This window comes from Ornithinimicrobium cerasi (assembly GCF_003702705.1).
Lineage (GTDB): Bacteria > Actinomycetota > Actinomycetes > Actinomycetales > Dermatophilaceae > Ornithinicoccus > Ornithinicoccus cerasi.
On record NZ_QZMN01000012.1, the window covers coordinates 29,637 to 48,336 of the forward strand.

Annotated in this window: 18 protein-coding genes and 2 pseudogenes; 19 read left to right on the plus strand and 1 reads right to left on the minus strand. The window is 69.4% G+C overall.

Features of this window, described 5'->3' with window-relative positions; translation table 11 throughout:
* Positions 1-168 precede the first annotated feature (168 nt).
* From D4B81_RS13790 to D4B81_RS13855, 14 genes are all read left to right on the plus strand, one after another.
* Positions 169-1,422 (plus strand): substrate-binding domain-containing protein, encoded by a 1,254-nt coding sequence (locus D4B81_RS13790; protein WP_122263177.1) that lies wholly within the window; start codon positions 169-171, stop codon positions 1,420-1,422.
* A complete protein-coding gene (locus D4B81_RS13795; RefSeq protein ID WP_122263178.1) occupies positions 1,419-2,216 on the plus strand; it encodes an ABC transporter ATP-binding protein in 798 nt (265 codons plus the stop codon). The genes D4B81_RS13790 and D4B81_RS13795 overlap by 4 nt, the downstream gene beginning before the upstream one ends.
* Positions 2,213-2,983: an ABC transporter ATP-binding protein gene (locus D4B81_RS13800; RefSeq protein WP_122263179.1), complete on the plus strand. Its 771-nt coding sequence runs from the start codon at positions 2,213-2,215 to the stop codon at positions 2,981-2,983. The genes D4B81_RS13795 and D4B81_RS13800 overlap by 4 nt, the downstream gene beginning before the upstream one ends.
* Positions 2,980-3,852, plus strand: coding sequence for a branched-chain amino acid ABC transporter permease (locus D4B81_RS13805; RefSeq protein ID WP_122263180.1), 873 nt, complete (start codon positions 2,980-2,982; stop codon positions 3,850-3,852). Before D4B81_RS13800 ends, D4B81_RS13805 begins: the two co-directional genes overlap by 4 nt.
* Positions 3,852-4,937, plus strand: a complete 1,086-nt coding sequence (locus tag D4B81_RS13810) for a branched-chain amino acid ABC transporter permease (RefSeq protein WP_122263181.1) — start codon at positions 3,852-3,854, stop codon at positions 4,935-4,937. The genes D4B81_RS13805 and D4B81_RS13810 overlap by 1 nt, the downstream gene beginning before the upstream one ends.
* Positions 4,934-6,508: a class I adenylate-forming enzyme family protein gene (locus D4B81_RS13815; protein ID WP_122263182.1), complete on the plus strand. Its 1,575-nt coding sequence runs from the start codon at positions 4,934-4,936 to the stop codon at positions 6,506-6,508. Before D4B81_RS13810 ends, D4B81_RS13815 begins: the two co-directional genes overlap by 4 nt.
* Complete coding sequence (locus D4B81_RS13820; RefSeq protein ID WP_122263183.1) at positions 6,505-7,155, plus strand: TetR/AcrR family transcriptional regulator; 651 nt, start codon at positions 6,505-6,507, stop codon at positions 7,153-7,155. The genes D4B81_RS13815 and D4B81_RS13820 overlap by 4 nt, the downstream gene beginning before the upstream one ends.
* On the plus strand, positions 7,152-8,102 hold the full coding sequence (locus D4B81_RS13825) for an alpha/beta fold hydrolase (protein WP_122263184.1): 951 nt from the start codon (positions 7,152-7,154) through the stop codon (positions 8,100-8,102). The genes D4B81_RS13820 and D4B81_RS13825 overlap by 4 nt, the downstream gene beginning before the upstream one ends.
* Positions 8,103-8,173: 71 nt before the next feature.
* On the plus strand, positions 8,174-9,259 hold the full coding sequence (gene ychF, locus D4B81_RS13830) for a redox-regulated ATPase YchF (RefSeq protein ID WP_122263185.1): 1,086 nt from the start codon (positions 8,174-8,176) through the stop codon (positions 9,257-9,259).
* Between the two features lie 813 nt (positions 9,260-10,072).
* Positions 10,073-11,518 (plus strand): ImmA/IrrE family metallo-endopeptidase, encoded by a 1,446-nt coding sequence (locus D4B81_RS13835; protein WP_122263186.1) that lies wholly within the window; start codon positions 10,073-10,075, stop codon positions 11,516-11,518.
* A 499-nt stretch (positions 11,519-12,017) separates the two neighbouring features.
* Positions 12,018-12,572, plus strand: coding sequence for a DUF2500 domain-containing protein (locus tag D4B81_RS13840; protein WP_161965167.1), 555 nt, complete (start codon positions 12,018-12,020; stop codon positions 12,570-12,572).
* A 160-nt stretch (positions 12,573-12,732) separates the two neighbouring features.
* Complete coding sequence (locus D4B81_RS13845) at positions 12,733-12,939, plus strand: antitoxin MazE-like protein (protein ID WP_122263188.1); 207 nt, start codon at positions 12,733-12,735, stop codon at positions 12,937-12,939.
* Positions 12,936-13,262 (plus strand): type II toxin-antitoxin system PemK/MazF family toxin, encoded by a 327-nt coding sequence (locus tag D4B81_RS13850; protein WP_122263189.1) that lies wholly within the window; start codon positions 12,936-12,938, stop codon positions 13,260-13,262. Before D4B81_RS13845 ends, D4B81_RS13850 begins: the two co-directional genes overlap by 4 nt.
* A 164-nt stretch (positions 13,263-13,426) precedes the next feature.
* Positions 13,427-14,677: a multidrug effflux MFS transporter gene (locus tag D4B81_RS13855; protein ID WP_161965168.1), complete on the plus strand. Its 1,251-nt coding sequence runs from the start codon at positions 13,427-13,429 to the stop codon at positions 14,675-14,677.
* Between the two features lie 70 nt (positions 14,678-14,747).
* Here D4B81_RS13855 and D4B81_RS13860 read toward each other — a convergent pair whose 3' ends face one another.
* On the minus strand, positions 14,748-15,305 hold the full coding sequence (locus D4B81_RS13860; protein WP_202613702.1) for a cysteine hydrolase family protein: 558 nt from the start codon (positions 15,303-15,305) through the stop codon (positions 14,748-14,750).
* 361 nt (positions 15,306-15,666) lie between these two features.
* Between D4B81_RS13860 and D4B81_RS13865 the strand changes: the two genes are divergently transcribed.
* From D4B81_RS13865 to D4B81_RS19325, 5 genes and pseudogenes are all read left to right on the plus strand, one after another.
* A complete protein-coding gene (locus tag D4B81_RS13865; RefSeq protein WP_122263192.1) occupies positions 15,667-16,176 on the plus strand; it encodes a putative immunity protein in 510 nt (169 codons plus the stop codon).
* Positions 16,177-16,458: 282 nt separating this feature from the next.
* A pseudogene (locus D4B81_RS18910) lies at positions 16,459-16,539 on the plus strand (MerR family transcriptional regulator); the annotation flags it as partial.
* Positions 16,540-16,972: 433 nt separating this feature from the next.
* A complete protein-coding gene (locus tag D4B81_RS13875; protein WP_272914074.1) occupies positions 16,973-18,016 on the plus strand; it encodes an NAD(P)-dependent alcohol dehydrogenase in 1,044 nt (347 codons plus the stop codon).
* 40 nt (positions 18,017-18,056) lie between these two features.
* Positions 18,057-18,377 (plus strand): annotated as a pseudogene (locus D4B81_RS19320) (hypothetical protein); the annotation flags it as partial.
* A gap of 15 nt (positions 18,378-18,392) precedes the next feature.
* Positions 18,393-18,635, plus strand: coding sequence for a DapH/DapD/GlmU-related protein (locus tag D4B81_RS19325; RefSeq protein WP_419866247.1), 243 nt, complete (start codon positions 18,393-18,395; stop codon positions 18,633-18,635).
* Positions 18,636-18,700 lie beyond the last annotated feature (65 nt).

An 18,700-nucleotide genomic window follows, 5' to 3' on the forward strand; every position in this document is an offset into this window, starting at 1 on the left:
GCCGGGAGCATGGCACCGAGGACCGACACAGGCGTCGGGACGAGCCGCTGGGACGGACCGTGACCGGATCGTGACCCTGTCTCGTTGACAGCCGGCGTCGGCGTCACTACGGTTTCGCCGAAACCTGAATCACCTTTCAGGTCGACGGTTCACGAAGGAGTGCTCCTGATGTCCCGCACCACAGCCCTTGCCCTGTCTCTGGCCGCCGCGCTGACGTTGGCCGCCTGCGCACCCAGCCAGTCCGAGCAGTCCGACACCGGGAACGACCCCGGGTCCGGCGGGGACGCGGGGAGCACGTCCGAGGGGTCGAGCACCGGGGAGGCGGGGGGCGGGGACCCGTTCCAGGTCGGCATCATCTACTCCGAGACCGGCCCGCTCGCCGCCTACGGCAAGCAGTACCGCGAGGGCCTCGAGGCGGGCATCGACTACGCCACCGAGGGCACGGGAGAGGTCGACGGCCGGGCGATCGAGATCACCTACCGCGACGACGCAGGCACACCCGACACCGCGGTCGCCGCGGCCAAGGACCTCATCGGCCAGGACTTCAAGGTGCTCGGCGGCACCGTCGTCTCGGCCATCGGCATCGCGATGGCCGAGCAGGCCGAGCAGAACGAGATCCTCTACATCTCCGGCCCGGCCGCCACCGACGCCATCACCGGCGTCAACGACTACACCTTCCGCTCCGGCCGCCAGAGCCTGCAGGACGTCGCCACCGCCGGCTCCATCCTGGAGGACCAGAGCGGCAAGGTCGTGGTCCTGGCCCAGGACACCGCCTTCGGCCAGGGCAACCTGGCCGCCGTGGAGGCTGTGCTCGGCGCGGAGGGCGCCGAGGTGGACAGCGTGCTCGTGCCCGAGGACGCCACCGACTACACCGGTTTCGCCCGCCAGGTCGTGGACGCCGACCCCGACCTCATCTTCGTCGCCTGGGCCGGCGCCACCGCGGGGAACATGTGGCAGTCGCTCGACCAGCAGGAGGTCTTCGACGCCGCCCCGGTGGTCACGGGTCTCGCCGACAGCGCGACCTTCGCGGCCTACGGGCCGATCGGCGAGAAGATCAGCTTCCTGTCCCACTACTTCCCCGGGGCGGCCGACAACGACGTCAACCAGGCGCTCGTCGACCACGTCACGGAGGCTGGTGGCACGCCCGACCTCTTCACCCCGGACGGTTTCGTGGCGGGTCAGATGATCGTGCACGCCCTGACCGAGTCCGGCGGGGACGACGTGAACGCGATGATCGACGCGCTGGAGGGCTGGGAGTTCGAGGGACCCAAGGGGACCACCACCATCCGCGAGGGTGACCACGCGCTCATCCAGCCGATGTTCACGGCCAAGCTCGTGCAGGAGGGCGACGCCTGGGTGCCGGAGCTCGTCGACACCGTCGACGCCGAGCAGGTCGCGCCGCCGGAGGCGTCCGGCAAGTGACCTCCGACCGCCACACCGCCGGCGCGGGGGCGGACACCTCGTCCGCCCCCGCGCTGGAGGTCCGGGACCTGTCGCTGCGCATCGGCGGGGCGCAGATCCTCGAGGACGTCAGCTTCGCCGTGCCCACCGGCCAGATCGTGGGCGTGATCGGCCCCAACGGGGCCGGCAAGACCACCCTCTTCAACCTGGTGTCCGGGGTGCTCCCGCCGACCGGGGGGCAGGTCCTCCTCGACGGCAGCGACGTCACGAGGCGCACCATCACCCAGCGGGCCAACGCCGGGCTGGGACGCACCTTCCAGACCTCCTCCCTCTTCCCCGCGCTGTCCGTGCTGGAGAACGTCCGTCTCGCCGCGCAGGTGCGCGAGGGCGGGGCCCTCAGCCTGATCTCCTTCCCGCGGCCCGGCGACGCCGCGACCCGCCACGCCCGCGAGCTCCTCGGCAGCGTCGGCCTGGGCGACCGCCTCGACCGCAGGGCCGGCGATCTGCCGCACGGGGACAAGCGCAAGCTGGAGATCGCGATGCTGCTCGCGACCGACCCCTCGGTCGTCCTGCTGGACGAGCCGATGGCCGGCGTCGCGTCCGGCGACGTGCCCGGGCTGACCGAGGTGATCCGCAGCCTGCACCGGGACCACGCGTGCACCGTGCTCATGGTCGAGCACCACATGGAGGTGCTGATGGGGCTGGTCGAGCGGGTGGCCGTGCTGCACTTCGGTCACCTGCTCGCCATCGACACACCGGAGGCCGTGATGGCCGACCCCACCGTGCAGAGCGCCTACCTGGGGGAGACGGCATGACCGAGCAGACGCCCGCCCCGGTCGGCGCCACCACCGGCTCCTCGGCCGCCCCCGTCCTCGTCGTCCGCGATCTCCGGGCCCACGTCGCCGGCCAGCAGGTGGTCGAGCACGTCGACCTCGAGGTCGCCGCGACGGGGGTCACCGCGCTGCTGGGGCGCAACGGCGTGGGCAAGACCTCCACGATCAAGGCCGTCATGGGCCTCATCGGCCGGTCCGGCACGATCGAGCTCGCGGGTCGTGACATCAGCGCCCTGCCCACCCACCGGGTGGCGCAGCTGGGCGTGGGGTACGTCCCGGAGGACCGCGAGGTGTTCTCCGGGCTGACGGTCACCGAGAACCTGCGGCTGGCCGAGCGCAAGGGGGGCGAGCACCGGTACGACCTGGTCTACGAGCTCTTCCCCGAGCTGAAGGAGCGCGGTCAGCAGGCGGCCGGCACCCTCTCCGGGGGCCAGCAGCAGATGGTGTCCCTGGCCCGGGCCCTCCTCAACGACAACCGGGTCCTGCTCGTCGACGAGCCGACCAAGGGCCTGGCGCCCCGTCTGGTCCAGGAGGTGGGGCGCGTCCTCACCCGCGCGGCCGAGGTGGTCCCGGTCCTCCTCGTGGAGCAGAACCTGCAGGTGGTGCGCGACCTCACCTCGCGCGTGGTCGTGCTGACCGACGGACGCAGCGTCCACCACGGCCCTGCCGCCGACTTCCTCGACGACCCCGCCGCCACGCAGCGCCTCCTGGGCGTGCATGGCGGCACCGACCCGGCAGGAGCCGTATGAGCACCGCCCTTCTCCTCCTGATCACGGGGATCGGGCTCGGAGCGATCTACTTCCTCGTGGCCTCGGGTCTCAGCCTCATCTACGGGCTCATGGGCGTCCTCAACTTCGCCCACGGGGTTTTCCTCTCCCTGGGAGCGTTCCTCGGCTACGAGGTCGCAACCCGCATGGGCACCTCGACGTGGGGCGGGTTCGCCGTCTCCCTCCTCGTGGGCGCCCTCGCCGGCGCCGTCTTCGCGGCCCTCACCGAGCGGTTCCTGGTGCAGCGCCTCTACGAGCGCCACATCGAGCAGGTGCTCGTGACCGTGGGGTTGGCGCTGGCCACCGTCGCCCTCTTCGACGGCATCTGGGGGACCGACCCCCGGTTCATCACCGGGCCGGGCTGGATGGAGACCACCACCCGGGTGGCGGGCGCCAACGTCCCCAACGACCGGTTCGTGGCGATCATCGTCGCCGCGCTGGTGCTCCTCGCGATCGTCCTGTTCCTCCGGCGCACCCGCTACGGCATGATCATCCGCGCCGGGGTGGAGAACCGCTCGATGGTCACGGCGCTGGGCATCGACGTGCGGAACGCGTTCACCCTCGTGTTCACGATCGGTGGCGCCGCTGCCGGCCTCGGCGGGGTCCTCGCCTCTCACTACTTCGGCTACGTCTCCCCGCTGCTGGGGCAGACGCTGCTCATCTTCGCCTTCATCGTCACCGTCATCGGTGGTCTTGGCTCCCTCCTCGGAGCCGCCGTCGCCTCGGTGGTCGTCGCCGTCCTGCAGCAGTTCGCCAACTACTACCTCTGGGGGACGGGTGACCTCGCCGTCGTGGTCCTCCTCGCCGTGGTCCTGCTCACCCGTCCCTCCGGCCTCCTCGGGAGGAAGTGATGCGTGCCACCCTGACGAGGTACGCCCTGCCCGTCGTGCTCGTCGTCCTCCTCACCGGCCTGCCGCTGCTCGACCTGAGCCTCCCGGGTGTCCTGCCCGGCCCGACCTACACCCCCGGGAGCCTGCACCTGATGGCGCTGGCCATGGTGATGGCGGCGCTGGCGCTGTCCTACCACCTGCTCTTCGGGGTGGCGGGACTGCTCTCCTTCGGGCACGCGCTCTACTTCGGTTTCGGGGCCTACGCCCTCGGCATCCTGATGCGCGAGCTCGAGCTCGGGCTGGTGCCGGCGGCGCTGCTCGTGCTCGCGGCCGGTGTCGCGCTCGCGACCCTCCTCGGTGCGGTGAGCCTGCGCGTCACCGGCATCCCCTTCGCGATGGTCACCCTCGCCTTCGCGCAGGCGGGCTCGGTCCTCGTCCGGCGCGACCCCGGGCGGGTCACCGGCGGCGAGGAGGGGCTGCGGCTGCCGACCGAGCACGTCCCGGACTGGCTGGTCGGCGTGGCCGACACCCGCAACGTCTACTGGCTGGCCCTGGCTGCCCTCGTGTTCACGTTCGCGGTGGTCACGTGGGTCCAGCACAGCCGCGCCGGCCACGTGGCCGAGGCGGTGCGCGAGAACGAGCTGCGCGTGCGGGTGCTCGGGATGCGCCCGTTCCTCGTCAAGCTGGCGATCTTCGTCGCCGCGTCGGTGATCGCCGTGGGCATGGGGATGGTGCACCTCATCCTCAACTCCGGCGCGGTGCCGCACGCCGTCAGCGCGGACCTGACCATCTCCCTGCTGCTCATGGTCGTCCTGGGCGGCGTGGGCTCGCGGTGGGGGGCGGTCCTCGGCGCGGTGGTCTACGTGCTGCTCAGCCAGCGGCTGGCCGTGCTGGCGCAGTCTCCGGCCATCTCCGACCTGCCTCCCGTGCTGCGGATCCCGCTGTCGGAGCCGCTCTTCATCCTGGGTGCGATCTTCGTCCTCGTCGTCCTCTTCCTGCCCGGCGGGCTTGCCGGCCTGGGGGTACGGCTGCGCGGGGCACGGCGGACACGTGGCGCGCAGGCCCCGACCCCTGGTTCCCTGGTCGCGGAGGACGAGACGACGTGACACCCACCCACGACGACGGCGCCGGGGTCCACACGCTGGGACGCTGGCCCTCCGACCGTGCCCGGCTGCACCCCGAGCGGGTCGCCGTGGTCGACCGCGGGGTCGAGCTGACGTACGGCGAGCTGGCCCGGCGCGCCGGCCTGCTCGCCTCGGCCCTCCTCCATGCCGGATACCGCAGCGGCGACCGGGTCGCGACGCTCGTGGGCAACAGCGCCGACCACGTCGTGACGTTCTTCGCGTGCGCCCGGGCCGGGCTCGTGCTGGTGCCGCTCTCGTGGCGGCTGACCCCGGTCGAGCTCGCCGACCAGCTCCTGCGCAGCGACCCTGCGGTCCTGCTGGTCGAGGAGGAGACGCGCACGCTGGCCCGCACCGCCCTGGCACGGACCGGCGCGCGGGTGCCCACGGCATACCTGGGGGAGGACGGGGTCGAGCGCACGGTGCCGGCGCCCTGGCACGGGGCGGGGGAGCCCGCGCCCTCCCGGCCGGGCGGTCCGGTCGCGGACGACGACCCGCTGCTCATGGTCTTCACCTCCGGCAGCTCCGCGCGGCCCAAGGCGGCGGTCCTGACGCACGCGAGCTGCTACTGGACCAACCTCTCGCTCTCCCGCACCCTCGAGCTGGACGAGTCGGACGTGGTGCTCAGCGTGATGCCGCAGTTCCACGTCGGCGGCTGGAACGTCCAACCGCTGCTCGCGTGGTGGACGGGCGCGACCGTCGTGCTCGAGCGCTCCTTCGACCCCGGGCGGGTCCTGCGCCTCGTCGCCGAGCACGGGGTCACGACGATGATGGGGGTGCCGACGCACTACGCCCGCCTGGCGGACCACCCGAGGTTCGCCGACGCGGACTTCGGCTCGCTGCGCGGTGCGGTCGTCGGGGGAGCGCCGATGCCCGCGCCCCTGCTGCGCATCTACCACTCCCGGGGCGTGGCGCTCACCCAGGGCTACGGCCTGACCGAGGCCGGCCCCAACGTGCTGTGCGTCCCGCCGCGGGAGGCGATGGACCGCCTGGGCTGGGCGGGGGTGCCCTACCCCCACGTCGACGTCCGGCTCGCCGACGCGGTGACGGGGGAGGTGCTGGAGGGGCCCGCCACGGGTGAGCTGATGGTGCGCGGCCCCGGGATGTTCGCCGGCTACTTCCGCGACGAGGACGCCACCCGCGCGATCTGGCGCGACGGCTGGCTGGCCACCGGGGACGTCGCGACCCGCGACGCGTCCGGGTACCTGCGCATCGTCGACCGGCTGCGCAACATCTTCATCAGCGGCGGTGAGAACGTGGCGCCGGCCGAGGTGGAAGCCGTCCTGCAGACCCACCCGGCCGTCGAGGACGCCGTGGTCGTGGGCGTGCCGGACCAGCGGTGGGGGGAGCGCGGGGTGGCCCTGGTCGTGCGGCGCCCGGGGGTGGTCACCGACGAGACCGAGCTGGTGGAGCGCTGCCGGGACCGGCTCGCGAGCTTCAAGGTGCCCTCGGCGGTGCACCTGGTCCACGAGCTGCCCTACCTGTCCGTGGGCAAGGTGGCCCGCGAGCACGCCCTGCGAGCCGCGCTCGCCGCCGAGGGCCTGGAGGTCCGATGACGATCACCCCGCCACCCGCCCCCGAGGCCGCCGGACCTCGCGTCCCCCGCACCCCCCGGGGCGCCCGCACACGCGCCCGGCTGCTGGAGGCGGCCGAGCACGTCTTCGCCACGGTCGGCTACCCCGACGCCTCGATCGTCAAGATCACCGAGGAGGCCGGGGTGGCGCTCGGGACCTTCTACGTGCACTTCGCCGGGAAGAAGGAGATCTTCGACGAGGTGGTGGGCGACCTCTCGCACCGGGTCCGCCAGGCGATGAGCGAGGCGTCGGGCCGGGGGAGGACGAGGATCGAGGCCGAGCGGGAGGGCTTCCGTGCGTTCTTCCGCTTCACCGCGCAGCACCCCGCGCTCTACCGGATCATCCGGCAGGCCGAGTTCGTCTCGCCCGAGGCGATGCGCGCCCACTACGCGAGCATCGTCGACGGGTATGCCGAGGGGCTGGCTCAGGCGCGCGAGCGCGGTGACATCCGCGCGGTCGACCCCACCGTGGCCGCGTGGGCGTTGATGGGGGCCGGCGAGCTGATCGGGATGCGCTGGATCCTCTGGGAGCAGGCGGACGACATCCCGGAGCACATCTACGAGGCGCTCATGGACGTCGTCCAGGGGGCCCTCGCACCGACCACGACCGACGAAAGGCCCGCGCGATGACGCCCGACGCCACGGCCCTGCCCGACCAGCTGCCCGAGTCGCTCGCCGCGGTCGTCGGCGACCGCTACCGCTCCGTGGACGCCCCGGTGCGGGGCGGGGTGATGAGGGTCGGGGTCTGGGAGCCGGAGGGAGCGTCGGCGGACGCGCCGACCGTGGTCGCCGTCCACGGGATCACCTCCTCGCACGTGGCCTGGGCCGAGCTGGCGAGGGCCATGCCGGACGTGCGCGTCGTGGCACCGGACCTCCGCGGGCGGGGCCGCTCGCGGGACCTGCCGGGTCCCTACGGCATGCCCACGCACGCCGACGACGTCGCCGCGGTGATGGATCACCTCGGCGTGGGGCGGGCCGTCGCCGTCGGCCACTCGATGGGGGCCTTCGTGTCGGTCGTGCTGGCGGACCGGCATCCCGCGCGGGTGTCCTCCCTCGTGCTCGTCGACGGGGGTATGCCGCTCCTCCCGCCCCCGGGCGTGGCGCCGGAGGAGCTGGCGGTGGCCGTGCTCGGCCCGGCCGCCGAGCGGTTGGCGATGACCTTCCCCGACGTCGCCGCCTACCGGCGGTTCTGGACCGCGCACCCGGCCATCGGCCGGGAGTGGACGGACCTGACCACGGCCTACGTCGACTACGACCTCGTGGACTCCGACGGGGCCCTGCGGCCCGCCACCCGCGCGATTGCGCTGCAGGCTGACATCCGCGAGCTCGTCGACGGCGACTCACTGCTCACCGGGCTGGCCCACTTGCGGCACCCGGCCGTGTGGCTCGTCGCGCCCCGCGGCCTGCTGGACGAGGAGCCACCCCTCTACCCCGAGGCGGCCCGGACCCGCTGGGCCGCTGAGCACCCGCAGGTCGGGGTGGTGGAGGTCGCCGACGTCAACCACTACACGATCGTCATGCTGCGGCGCGGGGTCGACCAGGTCGTGCCACACGTCCGCGCCGCCCTGCGCGGGTGACCCGTCGCGCGCCCAGGGGCGGGCCGCGCGTGGCGGGAGCGACGCCATACCCCGGGTAGACTCCTGACCCCGTGGCCCTCACCATCGGAATCGTCGGACTGCCCAACGTGGGCAAGTCCACGCTCTTCAACGCGCTGACCAAGAACTCCGTGCTCGCGGCGAACTACCCGTTCGCGACGATCGAGCCGAACGTGGGTGTGGTCCCGCTCAAGGACGACCGGCTGCAGCGGCTCGCGGAGATCCATGGCTCGGCCCGGATCCTGCCCGCCACGGTCAGCTTCGTGGACATCGCCGGGATCGTGCGCGGCGCGTCCGAGGGGGAGGGCCTGGGCAACAAGTTCCTGGCCAACATCCGGGAGGCGGACGCGATCTGCCAGGTCGTGCGCGTCTTCCGCGACGACGACGTCGTCCACGTCGAGGGCAGGGTGAGCCCGCGGGACGACATCGAGACGATCAACACCGAGCTGGTGCTCGCGGACCTGCAGACGCTGGAGAACGCCGTCCCGCGCCTGGAGAAGGAGGTCAAGGGCAAGCGCGCCGACAAGGCGGTCCTCGACACCGCGCTCGCCGCGCAGCGGGTGCTGGAGGCGGGGGACACGCTGTATGCCGCCGGGCCCGCCGCGGGGGTGGACCTGGGGATCGCACGCGGGCTGGGGCTGCTGACGACCAAGCCGTTCCTCTACGTGTTCAACCTCGACGAGGACGGGCTGACCGACGAGTCCCTGCACGCCGAGCTCGCCGCGCTGGTCGCGCCGGCCGAGGCGATCTACCTCAACGCCAAGCTCGAGGCCGACCTGGCGGAGCTGGACGACGCGGAGGCACGCGAGCTGCTCGAGTCGGTCGGGGTCGAGGAGCCCGGCCTGGACCAGCTGGCCCGGGTCGGGTTCGTGACCCTGGGCCTGCAGACGTATCTCACCGCCGGGCCCAAGGAGTCGCGCGCCTGGACGATTCGCCAGGGATGGACCGCTCCGCAGGCTGCGGGCGTCATCCACACCGATTTCGAGCGGGGCTTTATCAAGGCTGAGGTCGTGTCCTTCCAGGACCTCGACGCGGCCGGTTCGATGGTCCGGGCCAAGGAGGCTGGCCGGGTCCGCATCGAGGGCAAGGATTACGTCATGGCCGACGGCGACGTCGTGGAGTTCCGCTTCAACGTGTGAGTCTCGGCGGCTGCCCGGCGCGGGCTGGTCGCGTGCGATTTGCAGGTGGAGCGCGAGCGAGTGCGTGGCACTGAGACCTCGGTCAGGGTCGATGCTTCTGGCATCCATCCCGCGGGGTGATGACGTCGTGCAGCCGCCGAAAGACGAATCCTTGAGACACCACGTGCTGACGGTCGTGACATCACGACTCCGCCGAGAGTCGGATGGTCCATCGGACGCGCGTCGTGCCCGTCGACGTGCAACTCGGGCGGAGGTTTGTGACATCACGACTCCGCCGAGTACAGGACGTCTGCGAGAAGCCTTCGGGGGCACAGCCGATCAGAGCAAGTCATCAAAGCCTGAAGCGCGCGCCGTCCGGCGGCCTGAGGGTCGCCGCCGGGGTGCCTGTCGCACGTCACCTACACGTGGCACAATCGTGAGCCGAGAGATACGCGCGAAGGAGCCACGGGTGGGGTGGAAGTACGAGCCAGACCAGATCCCAAAGCGCAAGCATCATTGGGCAAAAAAGCGTGCCGGCGTAGTTGAAGTGAAGGGAGTGAGAGTGAGCAAGTGCCCAAGTGACCTCACGCTCTCTGACGCTGAGGAAATGCTGAACGATGGTATTGAGTGGAGCCCCTCCCGTTGGCCTCACGATCATCCGCAGCGGGTATACGCTATTCGCGAAGGTGTGGTTTATCGGGCCACGCCAACTAACCCTGGGGTTTCGTACCATGGCTTCCCTGAACTCCTTGAGAACTTACCTCCAAGCCGCGCGCTGAGGCAACAGTTGATTGCCCGTGCCACCACGCTGGGTTGCGAATCTGAGGTCGTTGCATGGCTGCGCTCCTAGACGCTGAACACGCACTGTCATACGCGGTTGAGTGGGGAGACGTCGCCCGGCCTGGAAACGCTGCCCTCGCCACCGAGGGAACCCTGGAGATCTACCTGGACGGGCGCTCCGCTTGGCCAGCCGAAGGGGGCTTCGCTTGGACTTGGATCGAGCTCCTCGAGTGGTTTTCTCATAACTGGACCTCCCTAGAACTGGAAGATGGTCTACCATTCGACGTCGATCCGCAAAGCGTTTCCGAACTTCAATCATATGTACTTGGAGCGTACCGTTACTCACCGTCTCTAAATTCAGATGAGCCTGAGTTGCTGCTTTGGGAATTCTTCGAGTCCCATGATATGAACCGAGCCCTGCAGGGCGCCTCCTCACGTCCCTTCGTGGTTTGGCGAGAGGGGCATCTGGGCCATATTCTGACCGATAAAGGACGCGTGACCGTACCTTGGCAACATGTAATCGAAACTCTCGAGGGGTTGGGTAACGAGATTGCGGCGAGATTAGACGTGGCAGGCGGTGCTGATGCACGATCTCAGCACGCTTTGCAGGAATGGTCGACTCGAGCTGATCGCTCGCCGGAGGAGGTCTTGCCCATTGCAACTGGCCTTTCGCCGACGCAATTGGAGCAACTAGCCAGCGAGCTCACGCCGCAGAGGGGGAAGACGCCCTCAAGCCCAGGCTACTTCGATTGGGGCGTCAACGGAATTTCAATAACGGGCAACGAATTGCTAGCGGTCGCGAGGATGACGGCCGGACTCCCCCTGCGGGTGACCGCCACTGCACTGGCACAGGTTGAGGATCTGAAGCTATCTGACACTCCCGGGCTCGACGATCTTTCCGCCGCGGTACGAGCCGCGCTTACTGAAGATCTCACTAGGCCATATGAGCAAGGCTATGCAGCAGCGTCAGCGTTTCGAGCAATTGAGGCCATTCCGACCGATACCAAATTCGATCCCATTGCTTGGCTGAGGGACCTTGGCATCGAGTACAAGGAAGTTTCTCTACAGACGCCATTGATCGATGCGATGGCCTGCTGGGGTTATCGACGGGGGCCAGCGGTGATCGTGAATACTTCCGGACGGCACTCCCAGTCCAGTAGTGGTCGAAACGCGTCAGTCGCCCATGAGATATGCCATCTACTTCTGGATAGAGACGCGGCGCTACCTGCAGCTGAGGTACTCGGTGGACGCCTGAATCCGACAGTCGAGGCACGAGCACGCGCGTTCGCCGCTGAGGTCTTGCTGCCGCGAAGCCAGGCTGGCGCAGTAATGGCGCAAGCAGACGCTAAGACCGTAAAAAGTGCGGTAAATTCACTGACCGCGCGGTACCGAGTGAGCCGGGAACTAGTGGCGTGGCAATCGCGCAACTCTCCCGTGCGGCTCGAGCCCGGAGTGGTGGAGTATCTAAAGAGTCTCGTGCCCACGCCCTGGCGCTTTTAGTGCTTCCGCTTAGGTGCGCTCACTCAGCCAACTGGAGGCTGGCGCAAAATGCTCCAGGCCTATGAGAGTAGAGGAGGCGGCTATGGCGGTTTGCGGCTCGCTGTTTGCTGAGCTGAGCAGGAGACTGCGCTGCCCGATGGTCTCTCCGTCCGCTCCTGCCGCGTGGAGGACGGCTACGCTCGTCCGACTTTGCCGCGTGGAGGACGGCTACGCTCGTCCGACTTTGCCGCGTGGAGGACGGCTACGCTCGTCCGACTTTGCCGCGTGGAGGACGGCTGCGCTCGTCCGACTTTGCCGCGTGGAGGACGGCTGCGCTCGTCCGACTTTGCCGCCCGGAGGGCGTTAGGTCTTCGGGGCGTCCGCCTGGCCGAACACATGCTTGGCCCGGCACGGACAGCGCTTGCCGGGGACCCAAGAAAGGTTCTTGACCCGATCGGGGGGTGCTGGCCGCGGGAACCCGTCGCCGGACGGTAGCGTCCGACCTGGGCCAAGTTGAACCTTGGCACTCATCGAGGAGGTGGGCCTGATGCATACGACCATGTGGCGGCCGCTGTGGGCAGGCGCCAACGGATCGGGCCCGGCCATGGATCCTGACGTGCAGTTCGATCCGGGGGTGTCTCTCGACCCTATTGCTGGACCGGGCGAGGGGTTGTTCTCCACGATGCCGGTGCTCATGGGCATCTTCTTCATCATCTTCGTGACCGTGGTCGTCGTGAAGCTGGTCCAAGCCGGGCAGACCTTCGCCAACAATTCCGCGTTGCCCGAGCAGACCGTCGCCGCACGGGTGGTCGGAAAGCGGACCCACACCGAAGGCGGAGCGGGCGACAGCGCGGTGCAGACCGCTTACTTCGCCACGTTCGAGGTTGGGAGTGGTGAACGCATCGAGGTCAAGATCCCACCACGCGAGTACGGCCAGTTCACGGAGGGGGATCAGGGGCAACTTACCCATCAGGGCACGTGGTATCGCGGGTTCGAGCGCAGGCGCGTCATCCCAACGGACGGCTCGTGGGAAGCACCCGGCGGCCCCTCCTTCCGGCCGCCGAACACAACCTGAGGCCAACCGCAACGTTTCCCTGAACCACTCCGAGCGGCCAGCCTCGCGCCGTCCGCTCTTGCCGCTGGTCGCTCGGCGCTTGCGGTGGGGACTGGTCTTCGGGCGTCGTTGGTGACGCACCTCCTTCCGCCGCACCCTCGTTACATGTAACCTCTTGGGCATGACGGTGAAGCATCGAGTCAGCGAGTACCGGCGCAGGATGCGCGCACGCGGCCTTCGACCCGTGCAGATCTGGGTGCCGGACGTGCGTAGCGAGCGCTTTGCACAGGAGGCGCAACGTCAGGCGGCCCTGGTCGCGAGGGCGGACGAGCAGTCCGATGACCAGGAGTTCGTCGAAGCCGTCACCGCCGCATGGGACGAGGAGTGAGGCGCGGCGAGCTGTGGACCGTCGCCGGGGGTGTCTACGCCTCCAAGCCGAGGCCCGCGCTGATCGTGCAGGACGACCTCTTCGAGGGCACTGCCTCGGTGACCGTGGCGCCCCTGACGACGACGCTGGTCGATGCCCCTCTGCTTCGCGTACGCGTCGCCGCCGACGAGCTCACCGGTGTGCAGCACGACAGTCAGGTCATGATCGACAAGGTCACCACAGTCCGCCGGGAGAACGTCGGTACGCGCGTTGGCCGCCTGGCGCCCGAGAGTCTCGTAGAGGTCGAACGGGCCCTGATGGCTTTCCTGGGCCTGGCTAGGTAGCCGATGAGAGGGACCACCGCGAAAATCCGCGTTTGCCCGCAGCAGTTGGACACCGGCTATCGCGGACGGGAACGCGGCATAGGTGACCATCTCGGCCGCCTGGGGGCCAGGCTACCCGCGCCCGCTGCCGGAATATCCAGGAGGGCATCCACCTTGGTCCCGTGGTGAGATCAGCCCCCGTCGCAGCACCCCCCGCGTCCCTCCGGCCCCGCACCGAACCTTCCCCGCTGGGCCGGCTGCTGCTGTTCGGGGCGCTCGTCGCGGTCGGCCCGCTGACGATCGACATGTACCTCGCCGCTTTCCCGACCGTCGTGGACGACCTGTCGACGACCGAGGCCACGGTGCAGCTGACCCTGACCGCGACCCTAGTCGGGCTCGCCACCGGCCAGCTCCTGATCGGGGCGTTGTCGGACTCCTTCGGCCGGCGCCGACCGTTGATCGCGTCGCTGGTCGTCTATGTCCTGGTCTCGGCGGCGATCGCGGTCTCCTCCTCGATCGAGGTGCTGCTGCTGCTGCGCTTCGTGCAGGGTCTGGCCGGTGCGGCTGGGATGGTGCTGTCCCAGGCCATGGTCCGCGACCTCTACAGCGGCTCCCGGATGGCGACCTTCATCTCCCGGCTCTTCCTGGTGGTCGGCGTGGCCCCGATCCTGGCGCCGACGCTGGGCGCCCAGTTCCTGATCTTCGGCAGCTGGCGGACCATCTTCTGGGCGCTGGGAGCCTTCGGGCTGCTGCTGGCGGTGCTGGCGCTGGTCTTCGTCAAGGAGACCCTTCCCCCGGAGCGACGGCGCCATTTCGGTCCGCGGACCCTGTGGACCAGCTACCGGGTGCTGCTCTCGGACCGACGCTACGTGGGTCTGGTCCTGACCGCATGCACCGCGATGGGCTGCCTGTTCGCCTACATCTCCAGCGCGACCTTCGTCTTCCAGGGGCTGTACGGGATGACCACCCAGCAGTACGCCCTGGTCTTCGCCGCCGGCGCAGGAGCGCTGACCGTCACCAGTCAGGTCAACGGGTCTCTGGTGCGCACGGTGCACCCGGCCGCGGTGCTGCGGGTGGCGCTGCCCTCGATGCTGGCCATCGCCCTGGCGCTGCTCACCGCCGCGCTGGTGGACCTGGGTGTGTGGGCCATCGTCGGCGGCATCGTCCTTCTGATGGGCTCGGTGGGCTTCGTCATGCCGAACAGCCCGAGCATCGCGCTGGCCGACCACGGGGAGCGGGCCGGAGCGGCTGCCGCCCTGCTCGGGGCGGCAAACTTCGTCTTCGGTGCGCTCATCTCCCCGGTCAGCGGGGTGTTCGGGGTCGACTCGGCGGTGCCGATGGCGGCCATCATGGTCGTCTGCGCCGTGGCGTCGTGGTTCTTCTACACCGTGTTGGCCCGCCCGCAGGACATCCTGCGGGACATGCCCTGGGAGTGACCCCCCGCGGAGGGGTGGGACCACGTCCCGGTGTCGTCTACCCGTTGACCGCTGGCCGGTGCCGGTCGCCTCAGCCTGCCCACTTTGCGAGCGCGTGAAGGCGTGTGATCGCTTCATCTGTGGTCATGACACGGGCGAACTCCCCGTCAAGGCTGGCGAGGGCAGTCCGGTGCATCGTCTCGGCATCGAAGCCGGCCCGGGGGTGGGTCGCCGTGGCGTCTGAGACAAACCATGTCTCGAACCCGAGGTTGCTGGCCATTCGCGCCGTCGTCGAGCAGCAGTGATCGGTGGTCAGGCCGACGATGACGACGTGATCGGCCCCGGTGTTCCGCAGATACTCATGCAGGTCGGTGCCGATGAACGCGCTGTTCACGTGCTTGTCGATGACCACCTCGCCCGGTAACGGTCGCGCCTCTGGCTTGAAATCGAATGCCGTTGTGCCGCGGCGGAAAAGCCCGGTGGGCGAAGCGCTCTCGTGGCGCACGTGTGCGACGGGTGCGCCGAGCTCACGCCAGACGGCCAGGAGTTCGCCGACGTGGATCTCGGCATCCGGGTTGTTGCGCTCTCCCCACGCGGAGTCGTCGAAAGCCTGCTGCACGTCGATCACGAGCAGGGTTGGGAGCGGCACGTCACTGATCGTACGAGGGGCAGCCCCAAGCAGAACCGGCCCGGTCGCATACGGTCATCCTGCACCGCGCTCGGCTGCCTCACCATTCCCCACGCTGCCTGTCGGGACGGCCGTAGGCTCGAAGCGTGACCGCGTCGATCCGCCTCAGCTCAGCGACTATCGCATGCCCAAACCCTGGGGATCTGGCGGCGTTCTCTGCGGACATGACGGACGCCACCCATTCTGTCTCACCACGATTCACGAAGTCGGCTGACGATCCTCAGTGATTCCCCTCACCGAGGAGAACGACGATCGTCGGGATCTGCCGCACGGTGCGGGTCGGGAGCGCCGCTGCCGTCGCGTTTTCTGGCACGCTTGACGCGTGATCCTCCCCTCGGTCCGTGACCCCCGCCTGGTCACGATCCGGCGCGGGGGGACGCTCACCGACGTGGATCACCACCTCCTTGCCCTGTGGGCCGCCGACTGCGCCGAGCACGTCCTGCACCTCTTCGAGACGCAGGCTCCCACGGACCCCCGGCCACGCGAGGCGATAGGGGCCACTCGGGCATGGGCCCGAGGCGAGATGGGCATGATGCAGGCGCGGGCCGCTGGCGGACACTCCATGGGCGCGACGCGACCGTTTCGCGGCGCTGCGCGTTCTGCTGCATACGCCGCCGGCCAGGCCGCCTGCGTCGCCCACGTGCCCGAGCACGAACTTGGCGCTGCCGCCTACGCCATCAAGGCCGTCCTGGCCACCTCCCCCCAGGACCCCGAAGCTGGGCGGACCGAGCGCGACTGGCAGCGCCGGCAACTGCCCGACCGGATCCGGGGACTCGTCCTCGAGGACCAGGTCCGCCGCAACGACATCTGCTGGTCCGTCTTCTTGGACTGAGCCGACGATCCAGCACCACGAGCAGGCGTACGTGATCCGCGGAAGGCTCCTGCTGGGTCTCCAAGGCCTGGGTTGGCGTAGGGGCAGTATGGGCCCGGACCGCGCGGGACTGCCGCGCTGCTGGCCGCCATCCTTTGACTTCAAGATCCTTTGACTTCAAGTACTTGGAAGTTCTTAGCGTGGTTGGCGTGAGGACACGAACCGCCGGGCAGTCGTACACGATCCGGGAAGCTGCCGCGCTGACCGGGGCTTCCTGCCAGCACGCTGCGGTACTACGAGACGATCGGCGTCATCGGGCCCGTCAGCCGCGGCGAGAGCAGCGGCCACCGCGTCTACGACGAGGAGGACCTGGACCAGCTCCTGTGGGTGTCCTGCCTGGCCGCCACCGGCATGTCGGTGGCCGACATGCGCACTTACGTCGCCAACGGACAGCTGGGCGCCCAGGCCTCCCAGGAGCAGATCCAACTGCTCACCGAGCAGGAGCGTCGCCTGGCCCTGGAGGCGTAGCGCGTCGCTCTTCGCCACCGGTACGTGCGCCTGAAGATCGACTACTGGCACGCGGTCGCCGCCGGCGACTCGGCGCGCACCCACCAGCTGTCGGAACAGGCCGCAGCACTGGCCGCTGAACTGACTCGGACCAACCAGCAGTAGGTCGTTCCTCCCCCCGCCCCAGGCCTTCGCCACTGCCGTGATCACGTCCACGCGGCGATCACGCACGCGCCCTCGACGGTTGCCTCAGCCTGCCCTGCCGTCCCCCACCACCCCGCAAGACGACCCGACAGAACGAAGGAAGACCATCATGCGCGTCAACGCCTACGCCGCACCCGCCGCCGGCCAGCCGCTGGCCCCGACCACGATCGAGCGCCGAGACGTCGGAGCACACGACGTCCTCATCCAGATCCAGTACGCCGGCATCTGCCACTCCGACATCCACACCGTCAACGGTGATTGGGGCCCGCAGCCCTTCCCCCTCGTCCCCGGCCACGAGATCGTCGGCGTCGTCAGCGAGGTTGGCTCCCAGGTCAGCGGTCACAGCGTCGGTGACCGTGTCGGCGTCGGGTGCATGGTGAACTCCTGCCGGGAGTGCACCAGCTGCCGCAACGGTGACGAGCAGTACTGCACCCAAGGCATGGTCGCCACCTACGCCGGCACCGACCGCGACGGCACCACCACCCAGGGCGGCTACGCCACGCACGTCGTCGTGGACGCCGACTTCGTGCTCTCTGTGCCCGAGAGCATCGACCCGGCCGCTGCCGCGCCGCTGCTGTGCGCGGGGATCACGACCTACGCCCCGCTGCGCCGCTGGGGCGCCGGACCCGGCAAGAGGGTCGCCGTCGTCGGCCTCGGCGGGCTGGGCCACCTGGCAGTCCAGCTCGCGCACGCCATGGGCGCTGAGGTCACCGTGCTGTCGCAGTCCCTGAAGAAGCAGGAGGACGGGCTGCGCCTGGGTGCCGTCCACTACCACGCCACCGACGACCCGGCCACGTTCGACCGGCTCGCCAGCAGCTTCGACCTCATCCTCAACACCGTCAGCGCCAGCATCGACCTCGACGCCTACCTGGGCCTCCTCGCCGTGGACGGCACCCTCGTCAACGTCGGCGCGCCCGCCGACCCGCTCAGCGTGAACGTGTTCTCCCTCATCGGCGGCCGTCGCTCCTTCGCCGGATCCATGATCGGCGGCATCGCCCTGACCCAGGAGATGCTCGACTTCTGCGCCGAGCACCGCATCGGCGCCGAGGTCGAGATCATCCCGGCCGAGAGGATCAACGACGCCTACGAGCGCGTCCTGGTCTCCGACGTGCGCTACCGCTTCGTGATCGACACCGACACCCTGGCGTAACCACCGGCAGCGCACGCCCCCACGAACCGAGAGGACGCCCATGGACCTGGAGGACCTTCTCCGGTGCACTGAGGGCCGGCGAGAGGATCACCGGAGGCTCCCCGTTGCACGAGGTCATGCACCTCACCAGCCAAGAAGCCCTACGCATCACCGCTCAGCTCAACACTGGTTTCCACAGCCCCCGGAAGGTACGAGAGCTGCTGGGACTGCTCACCGGGAGACCGATCGACGAGACGGTAACGCTCTTCCCGCCCTTTCGCACCGACTTCGGCAAGAACACCACCCTGGGCAGACGAGTCTTCATCAACTCCGGCTCGTCTTCCAGGACCAGGGCGGGGTCTCCATCGGCGACGACTGCCTCATCGGACACAACACCGTGCTGGCAACGCTCAACCACGACCTCGATCCGAGCCGCCGGGCCGACATGCACCCCGCCCCCATCGTCATCGGCGACAACGTGTGGATCGGGTCCAACGTGACGGTCCTGGCTGGCGTCACCCTCGGCGCCAACGCTGTCGTGGCCGCAGCATCTGTGGTCACCAAGGACGTGCCACCGGACACCGTGGTCGTCGGAACGCCGGCACGAGTGGTCCGGTCCGTCACCCGTGAGCAAGCCTGACGGCTGCGAATCCAAGCCCGACGTCGGCCACGAGGGCGACAGATCGAAGAACGGAGCCCCAGCAG